Source organism: Streptomyces sp. NBC_00247, from assembly GCF_036188265.1.
Taxonomy (GTDB): domain Bacteria; phylum Actinomycetota; class Actinomycetes; order Streptomycetales; family Streptomycetaceae; genus Streptomyces.
Genome location: NZ_CP108093.1, coordinates 1140336 through 1160166, shown reverse-complemented (window position 1 = coordinate 1160166; position 19831 = coordinate 1140336). Strand labels below are relative to the sequence as shown.

At 72.4% G+C, this 19831-nt stretch carries 17 protein-coding genes; 10 read left to right on the top strand and 7 right to left on the bottom strand.

The window, feature by feature from the left end; all coding sequences use genetic code 11:
* Nucleotides 1-271: 271 nt before the first annotated feature.
* The 5 genes from OHT52_RS04625 to OHT52_RS04605 are packed head-to-tail and all read right to left on the bottom strand — an operon-like array spanning nt 272 to nt 5765.
* Complete coding sequence (locus OHT52_RS04625) at nt 272-1405, bottom strand: FAD-dependent monooxygenase (protein ID WP_328718843.1); 1134 nt, start codon at nt 1403-1405, stop codon at nt 272-274.
* A 58-nt stretch (nt 1406-1463) separates the two neighbouring features.
* Entirely contained in the window at nt 1464-2033 is a 570-nt protein-coding gene (locus OHT52_RS04620) for a GTP-binding protein (RefSeq protein ID WP_328718842.1), read from the bottom strand.
* A 5-nt stretch (nt 2034-2038) separates the two neighbouring features.
* A complete protein-coding gene (locus OHT52_RS04615) occupies nt 2039-2455 on the bottom strand; it encodes a DUF742 domain-containing protein (protein WP_443046496.1) in 417 nt (138 codons plus the stop codon).
* Nucleotides 2452-2889, bottom strand: coding sequence for a roadblock/LC7 domain-containing protein (locus OHT52_RS04610; protein WP_266710071.1), 438 nt, complete (start codon nt 2887-2889; stop codon nt 2452-2454). Before OHT52_RS04610 ends, OHT52_RS04615 begins: the two co-directional genes overlap by 4 nt.
* Complete coding sequence (locus tag OHT52_RS04605) at nt 2886-5765, bottom strand: nitrate- and nitrite sensing domain-containing protein (RefSeq protein ID WP_328718841.1); 2880 nt, start codon at nt 5763-5765, stop codon at nt 2886-2888. Before OHT52_RS04605 ends, OHT52_RS04610 begins: the two co-directional genes overlap by 4 nt.
* Before the next feature lie 319 nt (nt 5766-6084).
* On the opposite strand from OHT52_RS04605, the gene OHT52_RS04600 reads away from it, so the two are divergent.
* The 7 genes from OHT52_RS04600 to OHT52_RS04570 all read left to right on the top strand — a co-directional run bounded on the left by OHT52_RS04600 (nt 6085) and on the right by OHT52_RS04570 (nt 13508).
* The gene (locus OHT52_RS04600; RefSeq protein WP_328718840.1) at nt 6085-9057 is read left to right on the top strand and encodes a Na+/H+ antiporter subunit A; all 2973 of its coding nucleotides are present in this window, start codon (nt 6085-6087) and stop codon (nt 9055-9057) included.
* A complete protein-coding gene (locus tag OHT52_RS04595) occupies nt 9054-9710 on the top strand; it encodes a Na(+)/H(+) antiporter subunit C (protein ID WP_328718838.1) in 657 nt (218 codons plus the stop codon). The genes OHT52_RS04600 and OHT52_RS04595 overlap by 4 nt, the downstream gene beginning before the upstream one ends.
* Nucleotides 9707-11359 (top strand): Na+/H+ antiporter subunit D, encoded by a 1653-nt coding sequence (locus OHT52_RS04590; RefSeq protein ID WP_328718837.1) that lies wholly within the window; start codon nt 9707-9709, stop codon nt 11357-11359. Before OHT52_RS04595 ends, OHT52_RS04590 begins: the two co-directional genes overlap by 4 nt.
* Before the next feature lie 26 nt (nt 11360-11385).
* Nucleotides 11386-11973, top strand: a complete 588-nt coding sequence (locus OHT52_RS04585; protein ID WP_328723612.1) for a Na+/H+ antiporter subunit E — start codon at nt 11386-11388, stop codon at nt 11971-11973.
* Entirely contained in the window at nt 11970-12305 is a 336-nt protein-coding gene (locus OHT52_RS04580) for a monovalent cation/H+ antiporter complex subunit F (protein WP_328718836.1), read from the top strand. Before OHT52_RS04585 ends, OHT52_RS04580 begins: the two co-directional genes overlap by 4 nt.
* A complete protein-coding gene (gene mnhG / locus OHT52_RS04575) occupies nt 12302-12655 on the top strand; it encodes a monovalent cation/H(+) antiporter subunit G (RefSeq protein WP_328718835.1) in 354 nt (117 codons plus the stop codon). Before OHT52_RS04580 ends, mnhG begins: the two co-directional genes overlap by 4 nt.
* Before the next feature lie 103 nt (nt 12656-12758).
* A complete protein-coding gene (locus tag OHT52_RS04570) occupies nt 12759-13508 on the top strand; it encodes a CDP-alcohol phosphatidyltransferase family protein (protein WP_328718834.1) in 750 nt (249 codons plus the stop codon).
* Here the strand turns inward: OHT52_RS04570 and OHT52_RS04565 are convergent.
* Nucleotides 13474-13923, bottom strand: coding sequence for an adenylyltransferase/cytidyltransferase family protein (locus OHT52_RS04565; RefSeq protein ID WP_328718833.1), 450 nt, complete (start codon nt 13921-13923; stop codon nt 13474-13476). The genes OHT52_RS04570 and OHT52_RS04565 overlap by 35 nt on opposite strands.
* A gap of 153 nt (nt 13924-14076) precedes the next feature.
* Between OHT52_RS04565 and OHT52_RS04560 the strand changes: the two genes are divergently transcribed.
* From OHT52_RS04560 to OHT52_RS04550, 3 genes are read left to right on the top strand one after another with little or no spacing between them, the layout of a single operon-like run.
* Nucleotides 14077-15351 carry a glycosyltransferase gene (locus OHT52_RS04560; protein ID WP_328718832.1) on the top strand — a complete coding sequence of 425 codons (1275 nt, stop codon included), beginning with the start codon at nt 14077-14079 and terminating at the stop codon, nt 15349-15351.
* Nucleotides 15348-17042, top strand: a complete 1695-nt coding sequence (locus OHT52_RS04555) for a lipopolysaccharide biosynthesis protein (protein ID WP_328718831.1) — start codon at nt 15348-15350, stop codon at nt 17040-17042. Before OHT52_RS04560 ends, OHT52_RS04555 begins: the two co-directional genes overlap by 4 nt.
* Nucleotides 17039-18280 (top strand): hypothetical protein, encoded by a 1242-nt coding sequence (locus OHT52_RS04550; RefSeq protein WP_328718830.1) that lies wholly within the window; start codon nt 17039-17041, stop codon nt 18278-18280. Before OHT52_RS04555 ends, OHT52_RS04550 begins: the two co-directional genes overlap by 4 nt.
* Here the strand turns inward: OHT52_RS04550 and OHT52_RS04545 are convergent.
* On the bottom strand, nt 18249-19769 hold the full coding sequence (locus OHT52_RS04545; protein ID WP_328718829.1) for a hypothetical protein: 1521 nt from the start codon (nt 19767-19769) through the stop codon (nt 18249-18251). The two genes, OHT52_RS04550 and OHT52_RS04545, sit on opposite strands and share 32 nt — an antisense overlap.
* Between the last annotated feature and the right edge of the window lie 62 nt (nt 19770-19831).

Here is a 19831-nt window from a genome sequence, read left to right as displayed (position 1 = left end):
CCGTCGTGCTGCGGACGTCCACGCCGGGATGCTTCCGTGTTCCAACCTATGGATCGGGACGTCTGCGCACAGGGGTCGCCCGACCGGTATGAAAAGGACTTTCGGGCCACACTCTCACGAACCGCCCGACCTGTGGCTGTGAGGACAGTCACTCTACGCGGCACCGGGCGGTGCCCGTACCCACCCCGCGCGGCCCGGACGCGGGACGGGGCCCGGACGTCCGCGCGGACGTCCGGGCCCCGTCGGGGCGGTACCGGGTGGTGCGGGCCGGTCAGTACGGCTTGACGAGCACGTGGGCGGCGCCCGGGATGCCGATCTTCAGGAGCTCGTCCTCCTCGGGCGTCGTCGGGTTGCCGGTCTCCTGCTTGAGAACCGCTCGCGACAGGCTCTGCACGAACATCGCGCGGGGCCGGCGCCGGGCCTCCCACGAGGCGAGCGCCGCGGCGACGTCCACCTCGGCGTCGAGCGACTGGGCCAGCACCAGGGCGTCCTCCACGGCCATCGCCGCGCCCTGCGCCAGCTGCGGTGCGGAGGCGTGCGCGGCGTCACCGGCGAGCACGACCCGGCCGACGTGCCAGGGCTCCTCGACGGTCACCTGGGAGATCCGGGAGTACACCACGGCCGCCGGGTCGGTGACGTGCTTCAGCGCTTCGGCCACCGGTCCGCCGAAGGCGGTGAGCCGCTCCGCCAGCTGCTCGTGCACCCGCTCCGGGTCCGGCCGGAAGTCCGGCTCCTCGCCGAAGACGGCGCCCAGGTACATCAGCTCGTCGGTGATCGGGGTGAGCAGCGCCTTGGCGGCCTCGTTGCCCGCGCTCATCACGACACCCTGGACCTCGGGCTGACGCGGCACGGTGACCCGCCAGTTGGCGAAGCCGGTGTACTCGGGGGTGTAGGTGTCGCCGTACAGACGGCCGCGCAGCGGCGAGCCGATGCCGTCGAAGCCGACGACCAGGTCCCAGCGGGCGGACGAACCGTCCGACAGGCTCACGTCGACCCCGGCGCCGTCGTCGGACAGCTCGGTGATCGTCGTGCCGTAGGACACCTCCGCGCCGGCGGCCGACGCTGCCTCGGCGAGAATCCGGGCCAGCTCGGGCCGGGGTATGCCGTTGTTCGAGGGGGCGTCGTCCATGCGCGGCTGCGGGATCTTGGCCAGCGGGGCGCCGGTCGGGTCGCAGATGGTGAGGATCTCCCACTCGAAGCCCGCTTCGAGGCAGGCGTCCAGGGTCCCGATCTCCCGCATGACGTGGAGGGCGTTGGACGGCTGGATGATGCCGACGCCGAGAGCCTCGACGCCGTCGCGCAGTTCGGCGACCCGGACGGTGTGACCGCGCCGGGCGAGCGCGGTGGCCAGGGTGAGGCCGCCGATCCCGCCGCCGTGGATCAGTACGCGCAGGGGTGTTGCCATGTCTGTTCTCTTTCCGGGGAGGTTGAGGAGTGCGGGGAGGGCACGGGCGGCCCGACGGTCATCCGACCGCGGCCGGCAGGGCCATCAGATGGTCGACCAGTGCCAGCAGCACGTCGCGGCCGAAGGACCGCTCGCGCACGTCGCCGACGAGGAGCGGGACGTGCGGGTCCAGGTCGAGCGCCGCGCGGATCTCCTCGGGGCTGCGGGTGTTGTGCCCGTGGAAGCAGTTGATGGCCACCACGAACGGGATGTCCCGGCTCTCGAAGAAGTCGATCGAGGCGAAACTGGTGTCCAGTCGGCGGGTGTCGGCGATGACGACACCGCCGAGCGCCCCGTTGACCAGGTCGTTCCACATGAACCAGAAGCGTTCCTGGCCGGGCGTGCCGAACAGGTAGACCACCAGCTCCGGGCTGACCGTGATGCGGCCGAAGTCCAGCGCGACCGTCGTGGTGCTCTTGCGGCCGACACCGGCCAGGTCGTCGACGCCGATGCTGGCCTTGGTCAGGAACTCCTCGGTGCGCAGCGGGGCGACCTCGCTGACCGCGCCCACCAGGGTGGTCTTTCCGACGCCGAAGCCACCGGCGATGAGTATCTTGACGGCGCTGGGCGCCGTTTGAGGGGTTGTCATCTTGCTCAGAGTCTCCGGAGTCCGTCACGTACGGCGGCCAGCATGCCCATGTCGGCCCCGCCGGAAGCCCGTGCCACCGACAGCGGGGCGCGGGCCAGCAGCAGGCCCTGGGAGACCAAGTCCGCCAGCAGGATCTTGGTCACCGAGATCGGCAGGTCGAGATCGGCGGACACCTCGGCGACCGCTGCCGGGTGGGTGCAGCGGTCGAGGATCATGCGGTGTTCCGGCTGGAGCCGGCCCGGCCGCAGCGGTGTGCCGTGCTCGTCGCGCATCTCGTGCACGGTCGTCAGCACGGTGATGAGAGTGAAGTCGTCCCGCTCGGGAGCGGTCCGGCCCCGGGTGATCGTGTACGGGCGCACCATGGTGCCCGCACCGTCGTCCTCATCGGCGTCGATCTCGTCGTCGTCCCAGTAGGGCGTCACACCCGCTGCCCGTCCCCGGTGCCGAAGGCGTCGAACTCGCCGCGCACGGGCGCGGTGAGCTTCTGGCCGACCTGCTGGACCAGGTTGTGCATGGCCAGGGACATCACCTCGGCGTCCACCTCCTGGGAGGCGACGACGGCGAGGTGGGTGCCCTGACCTGCGGTGATGATGAAGAGCCAGAGGTCGGCCAGCTCCACGATGACCTGGTGGACCGTACCGCCCCGGAACAGCTGGCCGACGCCCCGGGCGAGGCTCTGCTGCCCGGTGCAGATCGCGGCGAGCCGTTCGGCGTCGGACCGGTCGATGGTCCGGGAGTGACTCACGACCAGTCCGTCGTCGGACAGCAGCACGGCGTTGACGGTCTCGGCCACCGAGTCCACCAAGCCGTCGAGCAACCAGTCGAGATCCTGGAGCGTGGCCGTTGTGCGTGTCATGACCGTTCTTCTCTCGGGTTGAGGGGCGATGGGGGAGGGGTCGCCCGCGCGGGCGCCCCGTCGGCCGAGCGCGCCTCGCGCGACCGCCGCTGGAACGCTCCGATGGCAGCACCGGCACGCCGGGGAGCGGGCCTGAGCAGGGGGTTCTCGTCCCAGCTCGGGGTCCTGGGGGCGGTGGCCTGACGGCCGGCCGCGGGATCGACCCGGAGCTCGTCGACCAGGCTGGCCTGGCGGACCCGGCGAGGGAGCGGGGGCTCCGAACCGGGGGCCGGGGCGTCCTGGCCGGGCGGGAGCGCGGGATGGCCGGAGACCTCGGGCTGGCGCTCGCCGCCGTGCGCGTGGTTCCCGTAGGGCGAGGTGTCCGCGTCGGGGCCAGGGAAACCGCCGGGGTACGGCTGTTCCCGGTAGGGCTCCTGGTACGCCGGTTCCCGGTACGACGGCTCCTGGTAGGGCTCCGGGTAGGCGGGCTCCGGCACCGGGTACCCACCGGCCTGCCCGTCCTGGCCCGGGAAGCCGTGATCCGGCACCGGGTACTGCCCGGCCGCCGTCATGTACGGCCCCTCCTGGGAGGCGTAGCCCTGGTCGCCGGGCGCGTAGGGGTCCGAAGGGGGCCCGTAGGACGGCTCGGCGGTGCCGAACGACTCCTGCGCGGGGGCGTAGGAGGTCTCGGCGTACACCTCGTCCCCGTACGGCTCCGCGGGGGCGGGGTACGGGTTCTCCGGGACCGTGTACGTACCGGAGACGACCGGCCGGTCCGTGTCCGCGGCGGCGGGGGGCCGCTCCTCGGACGGCTCGGGCCGCGCGGAACGCTGGGAGCGGGCGGCGTGGTCGACCAGTGCGGTGACCCCGGCCATCGCCCGGCCCTGGACCCGGGACGGCAGCGCGCCGGTGGAGGCGGGGGCCTCCTCGCGCACCGGCCCCGGCGCGGGAACCGCCGCGGCGGGTACGGCGGCCACCGGGCGCCCGGTCGGGTGCGCGACCGTGAGCTCGTCGGGCACGAGGACGACGACACGGGTGCCGCCGAACGCCGACGAACGGAACTCCACCCGCAGGTCGTGCTGGTGGGCCAGACGGGAGATCACATGGAGGCCGAGCCGGATGTCCTCGGAGTGGGCGAGCACGTCCATCCGGGGCGGCCGGCTCATCAGCTCGTTGGCTTCCGCCAGTTGGTGCTCCTCCATGCCGAGGCCGCGGTCCTCGACCTCGATGGCCAGACCGCGGCTCACCTTGGCGGCGCGGACCTCCACGGGGCTCGGCGGCCGGGAGAACGTCAGCGCGTTCTCGATCAGTTCGGCCAGTACGTGCGAGACGGGGCCGACGGCCCGCTCGGACAGCCAGGGCGTCCCGTCGAGGTCGAGCACCACCCGCTGGTAGTCCTGCACCTCGCCCTGGGCGGAACGCATGACGTCCAGCAGCGGGACGGGCTTGCGCCAGCGCCGGTGCGGGGCGCCGCCGGCCAGGATGACCAGGTTCTCCTCGTACCGGCGCAGACGCGCGGTGAGGTGGTCCAGGTCGAAGAGGCCGTCGAGCACCTCGGGGTCCTCGTGCTTGCGCTCCAGCTGGTCCAGCTTCTTGAGCTGCTGGCCGATGAGCTGCTGGGTGCGGCGGGCGATGCGGAGGAGGAGGCGTTCGAACCCGCGGTGCTGGTCGGCCTGCTTGACGGCGGCGGCGAGCGCGCTGGTGCGGGCGAGGTTGAGCGCGGCGCCGAGCTGGGTGAGCTCGTCGCCGGACTTGTCCTTGCGATCGGACTCGATGGCGCGGGCCTCGGCCTCGACATCGATCTTCTCGCCCTGGCCGAGCCGTTCGACGACGTCCGGAAGGGTGCGTTCCAGCTCTTCCGCGTGGTCCTGGAGGCGCTTGATGCGGCGGCGCAGGTTACGTGTGAGGCGCCAGGTGGTGAGGATGACCGCGACCACGGCGAGCAGGCCGACCACCGTGGTGATCACCATCTTGACCAGCAGGGACACGATGCTGTCCTTGCCGATCGAGACCACCAGTTCGGTGCGGTGCTGGAGCAGGGCCACCAGCTGGGGCGTGACCTCGTCCATCGTCGAACGCCAGGACTTCTGTGAGGCGACGATCCTGACGTACCCCTTGGAGTCGGCGTCGCGGGGCGCGAGGATCTGCGCCTCCAGCTTCGTCTTCGTCTTCCAGGCCTCGCCCTCGGCCATCTTGTTCCACATCGCCCGCTCTTCGGCGGGGAGGTTGGGGAGCACCTTCGTGGAGTACTCGAAGGACTGCCCCGTGATCTCCTCGCGCAGCTGCGCGAGGTCCGCGGTGCTGAGCTTGCCGTCGGGCCAGCCGCGGGCCAGCAGCGCGTCCGAGCGGGACGCCATCTCCTTGACCCAGAAGAGGTCGACCAGCGGTGCGGACGCGGTGGTCACCTCGCCGTTGTCCACCTGGCTGAGGGCGGCGAAGAGCTGGAGGTCGACGTCGATGAGGTCGGTGTAGTAGTCGTAGACCACCGCCTGCTGCTCGTCGTCGCCCTGGTCGACCAACGTCCGTTGTGCGGGCAGCTGGTTGATCGACTCGCGGGCCTTGCCGACGGCCTCGCGCACCTTGGCGGGGGCGCTGTCGGCGGAGATGTCGGAGACCGACTGGAAGGTCTCGATCGCCTTGTCGGTGAGCTTGCGCTGGCGCTTGAGGGCCTCCTTCGAAGCATCGGGATCGGCCAGCGCTTCCGCGCTGAGCCGCCGTTCCTCCTGCAGGTTGAAGTACACGATGTTGGACGGCTGGCCGGCCTTCTGGGCCAACTGCCCCTGGGCTGCCTGTCGCTGGAAGTCGAGCAGGGTCTGACCGCTGGTGACCGCCCAGAGGGCCGCGAGGGCGACGCCGGGAACGATGGCCAGGATGAGCAGGGCTGTCCGCAGCGACATGGGAGTCGAGTCGGTGCGCCGAGACGCGCGCGTGCGCAGGGCATGCTCCTTGACGTGGTGACGGTCTCACTAACCGTCAATTCCGTTGAGAACTTCGACACATAGATACTAGGCACAGTGAAAAAATGAAGAGAAAGTGGGCTCACATGAACAACACCGGTCCCACGTATTCCCCACACCTCTAGACGCCCCAGGGTCGCGTACGGGGACCGCCCGGGTGGTGATGAGGGGCCGCCGCGTCCCGTCCGGCGTGCCGGACGGGTGAACGCCGCCGGGGGATATATCTGTACTCAGTGCCATATTTCCCGGACGCCCCGCTGTGATCGCGCTCATCGCCTGCCACTTCGCGCTGGCGGCCTGCGCCGGTCCCCTGGTGCACCGGCTGGGCAGTCGCGCGTTCGTCGTGCTCGCGCTCCCCCCGGCCGCCACCACGGTGTGGGCCTTCACGATGTGGACGAGCGCCGCCGACGGACGGCCCGACGGGTGGTCCTGGGACTGGATTCCGGTGTACGACGTCTCCGTCGATCTGCGCCTGGACGCCCTCGGCGAACTGATGGTGCTGCTCGCCGCGGGAGTCGGCACCCTCGTGCTGCTGTACTGCGCCTCGTACTTCGCCGACGACACGCCCCAACTGGCCCGGTTCGCAGGGAACCTGCTGGCCTTCGCCGGTGCGATGCTCGCTCTCGTCCTCGCCGACGACCTGATCACGCTCTACGTCTTCTGGGAACTGACCACGGTCTTCTCCTACCTGCTGATCGGGCACACCAGCGAGAAGAAGCAGAACCGCAGATCGGCTCTCCAGGCCCTCACGGTCACCACCTTCGGCGGACTCGCCATGCTGGTCGGGTTCCTGATCATCGGTCACGCGGCCGGTACGTACCGGATCTCGGAGATCGTCGACCACCCTCCCACCGCCTCCGTCGCCGTCCAGGTCGCCGTCGCGCTGGTCCTGGCGGGCGCGCTGTCCAAGTCGGCGATCTGGCCGTTCTCCCTCTGGCTGCCCAACGCCATGGCCGCCCCGTCCCCGGTCAGCGCCTACCTGCACGCCGCCGCGATGGTGAAGGCAGGCGTCTACCTGGTGGCCCGGCTCGCCCCCGCCTTCGCCGACGTACCGCTGTGGCGCCCGGTGATCCTCGTGCTCGGCGCCGCCACCATGCTGCTCGGCGGCTGGCGCGCCCTGCGCCTGCACGACCTCAAACTCGTCCTGGCCTACGGCACGGTGAGCCAGCTCGGCTTCCTCGCCCTGCTGGCCGGGGACGGCAACCGGGACGCCGCGCTCGCCGCCGTCGCGATGATCCTGGCGCACGCCCTGTTCAAAGCCCCGCTCTTCCTCGTCATCGGCGTCGTCGACCACGCCACCGGCACCCGCGACCTGCGCCGGCTCTCCGGCGTCGGCCGCTCCCTGCCGTACGTGTGCGCCGTCGGCGTCCTCGCCGCCGCCTCCATGGCCGCACTGCCCCCGCTGCTCGGATTCGCCGCCAAGGAAGCCGCGTTCGAGGCGCTCCTGCACGGAGACACCGCCGACCTCTGGACCCTCGCGGCCACCGTGGCGGGCTCCGCGCTCACCACCGCCTACACCCTCCGGTTCGTCTGGGGCGCCTTCCTCCGCAAGCCCGGCGTCGCCGACACCCCCGTCCACCGGGTCTCCGCCGCCTTTCTCGCCCCGCCCGCCGTGCTCGCCGTCGCCGGGCTCGTGCTCGGACCGGGGATCGGCTGGACGGAACACCTGTTCAGCCGGTACGCCGACGAGTTCCCCGCCACCGCGTACCCGTACCACCTCGCGCTCTGGCACGGATTCGGCACCGCGCTGCTGCTCTCCGCCGTCGCCTGGGCGGGCGGCGCCCTCCTCTTCGCCGCCCGCACCCCCGTCCGCGCCCTCTCCCGGCGCGTCGCCTGGCCCACCGCCGACAGCGTCTTCGGTCACCTCCTGCTCGGCCTGGAACGCCTCGCCCTCCAGATCACCGGCCTGGTGCAACGCGGTTCGCTCTCCGTCTACCTCGCCACCACCCTGCTCGTCCTGATCGCCGGACAACTCGCGGTCCTCGTCACCGACCGCCCCTGGGACGACGCGGTCGCCCCACGGCTCTGGGACTCCCCCCTCCAGGGCGCGCTGGCCGTGCTCACCAGCGCCGCGGCCCTGCTCTGCCTCACCGTGAGCCGCCGGATGAAGGCCGTCGTACTGGCCGGCCTCACCGGATACGGCACCGCGCTGCTCTTCGTCGTCCAGGGCGCCCCGGACCTCGCGCTGACCCAGTTCTGCGTCGAGACCGTTTCGATGATCGTGTTCGTGCTGGTGCTGCGCCGGATGCCGGTGCACTTCCAGGAGACCGTCAGCTCCTGGCGGAGGGCCGTGCGCATCCCGGTCGCCCTCGCGGCGGCCGCCACCTTCGGGGTCGCCGTCTGGGTCTCCGCCGCCGCCCGCACCGCCGAACCGGCCGGCGCGGCGATGGTGGAGGAGGCCGCGAGCCACGGCCTCAAGGACGTCGTCGCCACCATCCTGGTGGACCTGCGGGCGTGGGACACCATGGGCGAGTCGGCGGTGCTCGCCGCCGCCGCGGTGGGCGTCACCAGCCTGATCTACCTGCACCGCAGGAGCGAGCAGCCACCCGCCTCCGGCGAGGAGCCCCCCGGCCGGACAGCGCCCGCCGCAGTCGTACCGGTCGGTGTCCCGACGCTCAAGGCATCCCCGGCACCCGGCACCGCCTGGTCGCTCTCCCGCGACCATGAGGGCCTCAGCGGGCTCCCGCAGGGCGACGAGGGCGCCCCCGAACGCGACTGGCTCGCCGCGAGCTCCACCCTCGCCCCCGAACACCGCTCGCTCGTCTTCGAGGTGGTCGCCCGGCTGCTGTTCCACCCCGTCCTGGTGCTCTCCGTGTACCTGCTCTTCTGCGCGGAGAACATGCCGGGCGGCGGATTCGTCGCCGGGATGGTCGGCTCCGTCGCCCTCATCACCCGCTACCTGGCGGGCGGCCGGTTCGAACTCGCGGAGGCGGCGCCGCTGCCCCCCGGACTCATCACAGGACTGGGGCTGTTCCTCTCCACCGGCATCGCCCTGCTCGGCCTGCTCGACGGCACGGTGCTGCACGCCTGGACCTACCACGGCCACCTGCCGGTCTTCGGCGACTACCACCTCGGCACGTCGGTCCTCTTCGACTGCGGGGTCTACCTGCTGGTCCTCGGCGTCGTCCTCGACCTCGTCCGCGCGCTGGGCGCGAAGATCGACCGGCAGATCGAACGCGCCGCCGCGCTGCGGCACCAGGGCCCGGCCGAGACGGCAGGCGGCGCCCGGTGACCGTCAGCGCCGCCCTGCTCGCCACGGCCGTCGTCCTCTGCGCGGTCGGCGGAATCCTCATGCTCACCCGGCCGCTCACCCGCATCCTGCTGGGCGCGGTGATCGTCGGCAACGGCATCAACCTCCTCGTGCTGGCCGGCACCGGCTCGGCGGGCGCCGCGCCCCTGCTCTACGGCGTACCGCTGCGCGAGGTCACCGACCCGCTGCCCCAGGCCATCGCCCTCACCGCGATCGTCATCACTCTCGCCACCACCGCGTTCCTGCTCGCCATGGCCTACCGCAGCCACCAGCTGACCGGCACCGACGAGGTCCACGACGACCTGGAGGACCGGCGCATCGCACTGCGCGCCGAGGTACGGGGCGAACGCGCCCAGCTCATCGAGGAGTACCGGACGGGCGACGCCCCCACCAGCGAGGAGCGCGCCCGCTACCTGGACGAACGCCGCCGCCTGCGCCACCGGCTGCGCGCCGACCGCGCCCTCCAGGCCCGGGGGCGGGACGCCACCGGCGACCTCTGGCACGACGTGCTCGGCGCCGACCCGGAGGACTACGCGGAAGCCGCCGGCGCCGGCACCTCCCCGGACGACGCCGCGCACCGCCCCCGCCCGGGAGACGACCACCCGGGAGACGACCACCCAGGAGACGCCGGATGAACGCGCTCGTCCCGCTGCCGGTGCTGCTGCCGCTCTGCGCCACCGGGCTCAGCCTCGCCTTCGGCACCCGCCTCAAGCGCTTCCAGCGCTTCATCAGCGTCGCCGTGCTCACGCTCGTCCTCGGGCTCTCCGCCGGACTCATGGCCGCCACCCAGTCGAAGGGCCCGCTCTCCGTCCACCTCGGGGACTTCCCCCCGCCGCTCGGCATCACCCTGGTCGCCGACCGGCTCTCCGCCCTGATGCTGACGGTCTCCTCGGCCGTCACCCTCTGCGTGCTCGTCTACTCCCTCGGGCAGGGCATGGCCGACCGGGACGAGGAGACCCCCGTCGCCGTCTTCCACCCCGCCTACCTCATCCTCGTCGCCGGGGTCTCCTGCACCTTCCTCGCCGGAGACCTCGTCAACCTCTACGTCGGCTTCGAGATCATGCTCGTCGCCAGCTTCGTGCTGCTCACCCTCGGCGGTACCGGACCCCGCATCCGGGCCGGCTCCACCTACGTGATCATCTCGCTCTTCTCCTCGATGCTCTTCCTCACCGCCATCGCCATGACCTACGCGGCGGCCGGCACCGCCAACTTCGCCCAGCTCGCCCAACGGCTGCCGGAACTCCCGCTCGGGGTGCAGACGTTGATCCAGGCCATGCTGCTGACGGTCTTCGCCGTCAAGGCCGCCGTCTTCCCACTCGGCGCCTGGCTCCCCGACTCCTACCCCACCGCACCCGCGCCCGTCACCGCCGTCTTCGCCGGCCTGCTCACCAAGGTCGGCGTCTACAGCATGCTGCGCACCGAGACGCTGCTCTTCCCCGGCAACAGGGTCGGCGACCTGCTGATGGCCCTCGCCCTCGCCTCGATGATCGTCGGCATCCTCGGCGCCGTCGCCCAGACCGACCTCAAGCGGCTGTTCTCCTTCACCCTGATCAGCCACATCGGCTACATGATCTTCGGAATCGGCCTCGCCACCCGGCAGGCGTACGGCGGCGCGATCGTCTACGTCACCCACCACATCACCGTGCAGACCACGCTCTTCCTCGTCGCCGGGCTGATGGAGCGCCGGGGCGGCACCACCGAACTCACCCGGACCGGCGGCCTCGCCCGCGCCGCCCCGCTGCTCGCCGTGCTCTACCTCGTCCCCGCGCTCAACATGGCGGGCATCCCGCCGTTCTCCGGCTTCATCGGCAAGCTCGGCCTGATGCGGGCCGGTGTCGCCGACGGCAGCGCCTGGGCCTGGCTCCTGGTGGCCGGGTCCACGGCGACCAGCCTGCTCACGCTGTACGTGATGGCCAAGGTCTGGAACCTCGCGTTCTGGCGCGACGCCCCGCCCGGACAGGCACTCGACGGCACCGTGCTGGAGGCCGACTCCGACGAGGACGACGACGCCGACGAGGGACCCGACCGCATGCCCGGCACCGGCGACGAACCTGTGCGCCCGCTGCCCGGACCGGCCGGACGCGCCTTCGCGGCGACCCTGCACGGACGCGCCATCACCACCACGACCCGGCTGCCGCGCACCATGGTCGCGGCCACCGCCGCAGGGGTCGCGATCAGCCTCGCCTTCACCGTCTTCGCCGGCCCCCTGACCACCTACACCGACCACGCCGCCGCCGAACTCCTGCGGCGTACGCCCTACATCGAGGAGGTGCTCGGCCGGTGAGCCGCCGACTCCCGCGCGGGCCCGGAATGCCACCGCTCGCCCTCACCCTGGGCAGGAGCGGGCGCCGCGTGCTCGACCTGCCGCTCATCGCCTGGCTCACCCTGATCTGGGTGATGCTCTGGTCCACCCTGACCTGGGCCAACGTCCTCACCGGAGTGGTCGTCGCGGTGGCCGTCTGCCTTGCCTTCCCGCTGCCCCGGGTCGATCTCGGGCTACGGCTGCACCCCTGGGGCATTCTGCGGCTCGCCGGCTATCTGCTGTACGACATGGTCACCTCCGGGGTGAAGGTGGCCGGGCAGATCCTCGCCGGCCGGCCGCACCGGGCGGGCGTCATCGCGGTGCCGCTGCGCTGCCGGAGCGACCTCATGCTCACCGCCACCGCCGTCGCCGTCTCCAACGTGCCGGGTGGCGCCATCGTCGAGGTGCGCCGCTCCACCGCCACCGTCTTCCTGCACGTGCTCGACGCCGACCGGCCCGCCGAACTCGACGCGGCCCGGCGCTCGGTGTGGCGGATGGAAGCCCTGACCGTACGGGCCTTCGGGACCCGGGACGAGATCGCCCGGGTCGCCGAGCCGCCGCCACCCCACCCGCGGACCGGGAGCACCCCCGCATGAGCACGACCGAGAACGTCGACCGCTGGCTGCTGTACGTCGCGGTGGCGACGATCGTCGTCGCCGGGCTGCTGCTGCTCGCGCGCATCTGGCGCGGGCCCTCGATGCTCGACCGCGCGCTCTCGCTCGACGTGTGCGCGGCCCTGATCATCGCCGGGCTCGGCGCCCGCGCGGCGCTGGTCCGCGACACCTTCTACTTCCCGATCATGCTGGTCCTGGCGTTCCTCGGCTTCACCGGGTCCGTCGGCATCGCCCGCTTCATCGCGGTCCGCGACCGGCCGCGCCCGCACCCCCGGCCGGGCCACCCCACCGGCACGAAGGAGACCGGACCATGACCACCTGGCTCACCGTCGTCGACACCGCCGGGGCCGTCGCCATCCTGCTCGGCGCGGCCACCTGCCTGCTCGGCACCTTCGGCATGCTCCGGCTGCCCGACGTCCTCTCCCGCAGCCACGCGGCGACCAAGCCGCAGACCCTCGGCATCCTGCTGGTGCTCATCGGGGTGGCGATGCGGCTGCGCAGCGGGATGGACCTCGCAACCCTCGCCCTGATCCTCTTCTTCCAGATGATGACCGGCCCGGTGGCGGCGCACCTGGTGGCCAGATCCGCGTACCGGACCGGCCAGGTCGACCACGGCGACCTGCTCTTCGACGACCTGGACACACAACTCACCGAGGAACGCTGAACCTTGTGCGTCCCGCGCGCCGAGCGTCGCGCCGCCCGGCACCGTATGCCCGGAAACGGAAGCGTGTCATGATGCGGGGCAACCGCCGGACGCTGGGGGGCGTATGGGAAGCACGGGTACGGTGCTGCGCGAGTTGCGCGGGGCACAGAAGACTGCCAAGGGCGTCTCGCTCTACTCGCGGTACGTGAACAGACCGGCCGGCCGGGTGCTCGCGGCAGTGTCCTTCCGCATGGGACTGACGCCCAATCAAGTCACGCTCGTGAGCGCTCTTTTCACCTTCGGCTCACTCGCCGCTGTCGCGCTCGCCGGGCCCTCCTGGGCGCTCGGAGCGCTGGTGTGGGCCGGGCTGGTGGTGGGATTCGCCTTCGACTCCGCCGACGGCCAGCTCGCCCGGCTCACCGGACGCGGAGGCCCGGACGGGGAGTGGCTCGACCATGTGGTGGACTGCGCCAAGATGATCCTGGTCCACACGGCGGTGCTGATCTCCCTCTACCGCTCGGACCTCTACCGCGTCGGCGAACAGCGCTCCGAGGCCTGGCTGTTGCTGCCCCTCGGCTTTCTCTTCGTCGCCGCCCTGACCTTCTGCGCCGGACTGCTCCGCGAGCAGCTGGGCAAGGCGGCCGAGCGCGCGGACCCGGGGACCGCCGCCAGTGCCGGGCCGGTCTCCCGGGTCCGCGCCGTCGCGCTGCTCCCCGCCGACTACGGGGTGTTCTGCCTGGTCTTCCTGCTGCTCGGTGAGCCCGCGGCCTTCCTGGCGGGGTACGCGGCGCTCGCCGTGGTGCACGCGCTGTTCCTGGTGGCCTTCCTGGCCAAGTGGTTCAGGGAGCTGAGAGCGCTCCGGGCCGGGCGGTGAGCACGTCCAGCGCCTTGCTCAGCTGGGTGCTGGACGTGTGCACGGTGTACGGGAAGTAGACGACCTCGACGCCGACCTCGGCGAAGTCGCGTTCGAGCTTCTTCCCCTTCTCCGTGCCCCGCCAGTCGTCGCCCTTGAAGATCACGTCGAAGCGGACCTGCTGCCAGGTGTCGATCTTCTCCGGCACGGTCTCCACGAAGGCGGCGTCCACGTGGCGGATGCTGCGGACGATCTCCAGCCGCTCCGGCAGCGGGATCACCGGCCGGTGGCCCTTGGCGAGGACCGCCATCTCGTCGGAGACGACCCCCGCCACCAGGTAGTCGCACTGACTGCGGGCATGACGAAGGATGTTGAGGTGACCCACGTGGAACAGGTCGTACACGCCAGGCGCGTAACCCACCCTGTGCTGCACCATCCGTTCTCTCCCCCCACGGTGAACGTCATGTGCTGATGATTCCAACGACCTTACTGTGAAGAACACTTGTGCAACCCGTGAACGGATAAGCTCGGCCCGGGGCTGCTTCCTCGGGGGAGCAGGGGGCCGTTCCGGGGGGAAGGCGATCGTCCGATGTCCGCTGCCGCACCACGTACGCCGCTGCACGACCGCCGGATCCTGGTGGTCTCCACCAACTACGCGCCGGAACTGACCGGCATCGGCCCGTACGCCACCCAGCTCGCCGAACACTGGGCAGCCACCACCGCACGCGCCGACGTGCTCACCGGGATGCCGCACTACCCCTCCTGGCGGACCGACGAGGAGTACCGGGGCGTCTGGCGCACCACGGAGCACCGCGGGGGAGTCCACGTCCACCGGCGACGGCACTACGTACCGCCCCGGCAGACCGCGCTGCGCCGAGGACTCTTCGAACTCACCGTCCTCGGCCACGGACTGCTCGCCCCGCCGCCCGGCCGGCCGGACGCCGTCGTCGCCCAGATGCCGAGCCTCGCCGGCGGTGTCGTCGGCGCCCGGATCGCCCGCCGCCACGGCGTTCCGTACGTCCCCGTGGTCCAGGACCTGATGGGCGCCGCCGCCGCCCAGAGCGGCATCCGGGGCGGCGGCCGAGCGGCGTCCGCCGCCGCCGCCGCCGAGCGGTACGCGCTGCGCGACGCGACCCTGGTCGGTGTCATCCACGAGAGCTTCGTGCCCGGCGTCATGGCCCTCGGCGTCGACCCCGCCCGCATCCGCACCGTCCCCAACTGGACGCATGTGCAAGGGCCCGCGGCCGACAGGGCGGCCACCCGCGCCCGCCTCGGCTGGCAACCGGACACCCCCGTCCTGCTCCACTCGGGGAACATGGGGCTCAAGCAGGGCCTCGACGTACTCGTCGACCTCGCCCGGCTGGCGCCCGACGTCCGGGTCGTCCTGATGGGCGACGGCAACCAGCGCGGGGCGCTGCGCGCCCGGTCCGCCGGGCTCGCCAACCTCGACTTCCTGCCGCCCGCCGCGGCCGAGGACTTCACCGACGTCCTCGCCGCCGCCGACGTCCTCGCCGTCACCCAGCGCGCCTCCGTCCTCGACATGAGCGTCCCCTCCAAACTCACCTCCTACTTCGTCTCCGGGCGGCCCGTCGTCGCCTCCGTCGCGGAGGGCGGCGGCACCGCCGAGGAGGTGCGCCGCTCCGGCGCCGGAGTGCTGGTGCCGCCCGAGGACCCGGCCGCCCTGCTCGTCGCCGTACGCGAACTGGCCGCCGACCACGCGGCGGCCGGCCGGCTCGGCGCACGCGGAGCCGCCTACGTCGCACAGCACCTGAGCCGCGAAGCGGGGCTCGCCCGCTTCGACGCCCTGCTCGCCGAGGCACTCGACAACGCCCGAGGGAACGCACGAGGGAGCGCACGCCGATGACCCATCCGATCCGGGCCCTGGACGACCAGGACGAACCGGCGCTGCTGCGCGACCAGTTCCGCCAACTGCTGCGCTACCGGGGGCTGCTCGCCACCGGGGTGCTCGTCGGGCTCCTCGGCGGCGGCTACCTCGCCTTCGCGGGCGAGGACACCTACGCGGCCACCGGTGAGGTACTGGTCCGTACGGCGACCGCAGACCCCTTCGCCACCGGCGCCTCCGCCGACAAGGGCATCAACATCGGCTCCGAACGCCAGACCGCGGTCAGCGACACCGTCGGCACCCTCGCCGCCCGGACCCTCGCCCCGCACGGCGACAAGGTCTCCTCCCGCGACCTGCTCGCGGGACTCCAGGTCACCAACCCGCCGAACACCCTCACTCTCCGCTTCACCTACACCGGCAGCACCCCCGAGGAGGCGCGCGCCCGCGCCGAAGCCCTCGCCGGCGCCTACCTCGCCAACCGGAAACAGCTGACTGAGGACAGCATCGAGAACATGGCGAACGGCTACCGCGCGCAGCTCAAACCGCTGGAGGAGAAGCGCGACCAGCTGGAGGAGCAGATCGGCTCCAGCACCGCCGACGACATCACCAGCGCCCGCGCGAACCTCATCGTCTCCATCTCCGGACTCAGCCAGAAAATCTCCGAGTTGAAGGCGCTGGACGCCACCCCCGGCTACCTCACCAAGAAGCCGGTCGCACCCGTCAAGCCCACCGGCGCGGGCCTCCCGCTCCTCCTCGGCCTCGGCGGAGTCGTCGGACTCGCCCTCGGACTGCTGCTCTCCTGGGTCCGGCTCGTCTTCGACCCGACCGTGCGCTCCACCCACGAGCTGGTCCGCTCGCTCGGCGCCCCGCTGCTCGGCACCCTCCCCAAGGAACGCGCCACCGCCACGGCCCTGCTCGCCATCGGGCGCGGCGGCAGCAGGCTCGCCGAGGAGTACCGCGCCGTGGCCTTCCGGCTCGCCTACGACCCCGCCTTCGCCGAGAACCGCCGACTGCTGGTCACCGCTCCCCGCGGGGACAACTCGGCCGCCGCCGCGGCGGCGGCCAACGTCGCCGCCGCCTTCGCCGAGATGGGCCGCGACGTCCTCCTCGTCGAGGCGGACCTGCGGACCCCCTCCCTCGCCCGCGAACTCGGCCCGGCGGTCAGCGAGCCCCGGCCCCGGTGGGCCTCGGACGACAAGCGCGGCTGGCCCGCCGGCAGCCGTACCAACGTCGACGTGCCGGGCTCCGGTGCCTTCGCCCTGGTGGCGGGCGACCAGGTCGACAACGTCCCCCGCGCCCTCACCTCGGCACCGGTCGGACGGATCGTCGCCGAGGCGGACGCGCCCGGAGCCGTCGTCGTCGTGCTGGCCCCGCCCGTCCTCTCGTACGCCGACGCCGTCGCCCTCCTGGACCGGGTCGGCGGCGTCATGATCGTCTGCGACCCTCGCGAGGTGCACCGCAGCGACCTGGAACGCATCCGCGAGGTCGTCGGCGCGGCGGGCGGCCACCTGCTCGGCGTGCTCCTCCACCCCGGGCCCACCCGGCGGGCCCGCAAGGAACGCCGGAAGCATCAGAAGTCCACCGGACGGCGGGACGACGGTGGTGGCGGACGGGGGCCGGAGCCCGAAGGGGAAGGCCGGCCGGAGATCACCGGCGACCCGGCGGAGACCATGGGGCTGCGCACCTTCACCGTGCCGCCCACGCGCCGGTGAGAGCCCGCGGCGCGGTCGTCAGCTCCGTCGCCGACCAAGGGGTCGCCGCCCTCACCAACATCCTGGTGCTGGTCGCCGCTGCCCGGCTCTCCACCGTCGCCGACTTCGCCCGGTTCTCCGCCGTCTACCTCGTCTTCACCGTGCTGCTCGGCGTCTTCGGCGCCTACACGGGCCAGCCGCTCGTCCTCACCCGGGGCGGCGAGGCGGCCCGGAACGCCTGCCGCTCCGCCGTCGCCTTCGCCCTGCTCGCGGCGGCCGTGCTCGGTGCCCTCCTCGCCTGCGGAGCCCTGCTCGTCCCCGGCGAGACCTCCCGCGCCCTCCTTGCGCTCGGGCTCGTGCTGCCGGTCGTCCTCGGCCAGGACGCCATGCGGTACGCCTTCTCCACCCTCCGGCTGCCGCACCTCGCCCTCGTCGCCGACCTGCTCCGCCTCGCCTGCGTCCTGGGCGCGCTCGGGTCGCAGAGCCACGGGGCCGGGGCGGCCCGGCTGGTCACCGCCTGGGGGCTGTCCGCCCTCCCGGCGCTGCTGCTCTCCGCCGCCCTGCTGCGGAGCCGTACCGCCGGAGCACGCACCGAACTGCGGCCCTACCTGCGGCGCGGCCACCTCGGACAGCGGTTCGTCGTGGAGTTCGGGGTCGGCAACGCCACCAGCCAGCTCTCCGTGCTCGGCCTCGGCGCGGTCGGCAGCCCGCTCGTGGTGGGCGCCCTGCGCGGCGCGACCACCCTCTTCGGCCCCCTCAACGTCCTGTTCACCTCCGCCACCAGCTTCGGGCCACCGCTGCTCTCCCGGGTCGGCGGCGAACGCCGACGGATACGGGCCACCGCCGCGCTCGCCGCCGTGCTCGCCGCGACGGCCGCCCTCTGGGCCACCGTCCTCGCCCTGCTCCCCGACCGGATCGGCGGCCAACTCCTCGGCGACACCTGGTCGTCCGCCGCAGCCCTGCTGCCCGCGACCGGCACCCAGTACGCGGCGATGGCCTTCGGCACCTGCGGGCTGCTCGCCCTGCGGATGCTCGACCCCCGCGCCACGCTCGCCGTCCAGGTGGTGTTCTCGCTCGCCGCCGTCGTCTTCCTGATCGCCGGATACGCGGCAGCCGGAGTCACCGGCGCCGCCTGGGGGCTCTGCCTGGGCTCCCTCTGCAAGGCCGCCGCCACCTGGACCCGGGTCGCCAGGCTGCGGCGCGCCGCCGTCGCCGGCGGGGAGACCGTCAGCGCGACCGCTGTTCGCTCCGCTCCGTGAACGTGGTGACGAATGCCAGGCAGAGCGCCGCGATGGCGAGCTTCCCCACCGACTGGAGGAGCGGGCCGCGCAGCAGGATGAAGGTGTAACCCGCCACCAGCGGCGCCGCGACGGCCAGCACGCTGCCCGGCCCCGGACCGGCCCGCGTGACCGCGACCGCGTACCGGCGGTCGGTGCGCGCGGCGAGGTAACCGATCAGCGCGAGACCCGCCACCATCCCGGCCGGGCCGAAGTCCACCCAGAACTCGGTCCACAGCGGGGCCGAGAGATTGGTCATGTTCATCCCCATCCACTGCCCCACCCGGACCCCGGTGTCCTCGGGCTTCCCGCTCCACGCCGCGCGCGGGACGAAGAAGAACGTGGAACCCGCGAGCTGACGGCCGTACGTATGGCCCCGGGTGTCCACCCAGGCGATCGTGTTGGCGAACATGACCGTCTGGTCGTAGTCCTTCGTCGCCAGCGGCTCGAAGGCCGAGGCCGACTGCACCGGCCGGTACCCGCTGTCGTCGTACCGGAACCGGTCCGCGTAGGGGAAGAGCACCAGAGCCCCCACCACGCCCAGCGCCAGCACCGTGCGGTACACGGCCGCACTGCTCGGGAACGCGGTGAAGAGCAGCGACACGAGGACCGTCAGGAACCAGTAACGCGCGTTCGAGATCGGGTTGTTGACGACCAGATTGAGCAGGACCAGCGCGGTCCACGCCAGCACCGTCGACGGCGAGCGCCGGGCCCGGCGCGAGGTCACCAGGCGGCGCGTCCAGAAGAGCAGGGCCAGCAGCGCCGGTACCGTGCCGAAGCCCTTCAGGAACGCCGAGCCGACGTTCGACCCCTGTGCGGCGACCCCGCTCTCCGCCACGGACGCGCTGATCTCCTGCCGGCTGCTGAAGAAGATCGCGGGACCGCCGAGCTTCACCACGTAGTAGCCGCTCGCCGCGAACGCCAGCAGCAACAGCAGCCGCAGCCGCGTACGGCTCGCGACCGCCGGACGGCCGCGCCGCGACCGCGAGGAGGAGGACCGGCGCCGCAGCGGGCGACGGGAGGCCAGCAGCGCGCCCAGGTCGAACGCGGAGCACCCGACCAGGATCATCGCGGTGGCCGTCACCAGGTCCGAGCGGGGCCCCACCAGCGGAGTCGGCGTCTTCCCGATGACCGCCTGCGCCAGCGGCGCGACGCCCATCGCGATGTACACGAACATCCAGAAGACGCCCTGGAGCAGCCGGCGCCGGGTGGAGAGGATCATCGTCGCCAGCCGGGCACCCGCGTAGCACGTCAGGACCAGTTGCAGCCAGAAGACGACGTCCCGGCCGCCCGTCCCCGGCTGCGCCGCGACCACCGCGGGCAGGAAGACGACCAGGCCCAGGATCAGCGGTACCGCGAGTGCGCGCGAGAGCATCGCCCAGGCCAGCGGCCTCGCCACGGGCTCCAGACGACCGCGGACGCCGGCCGCGCGGGCCCGCGCGGGCGGAACCGTGTCGTACACGGACGTCATACGCCCCCCGTTCCGTGGACCTGCGAACACCCTAACGAATCAACCCACTTGGGGGGATGCGT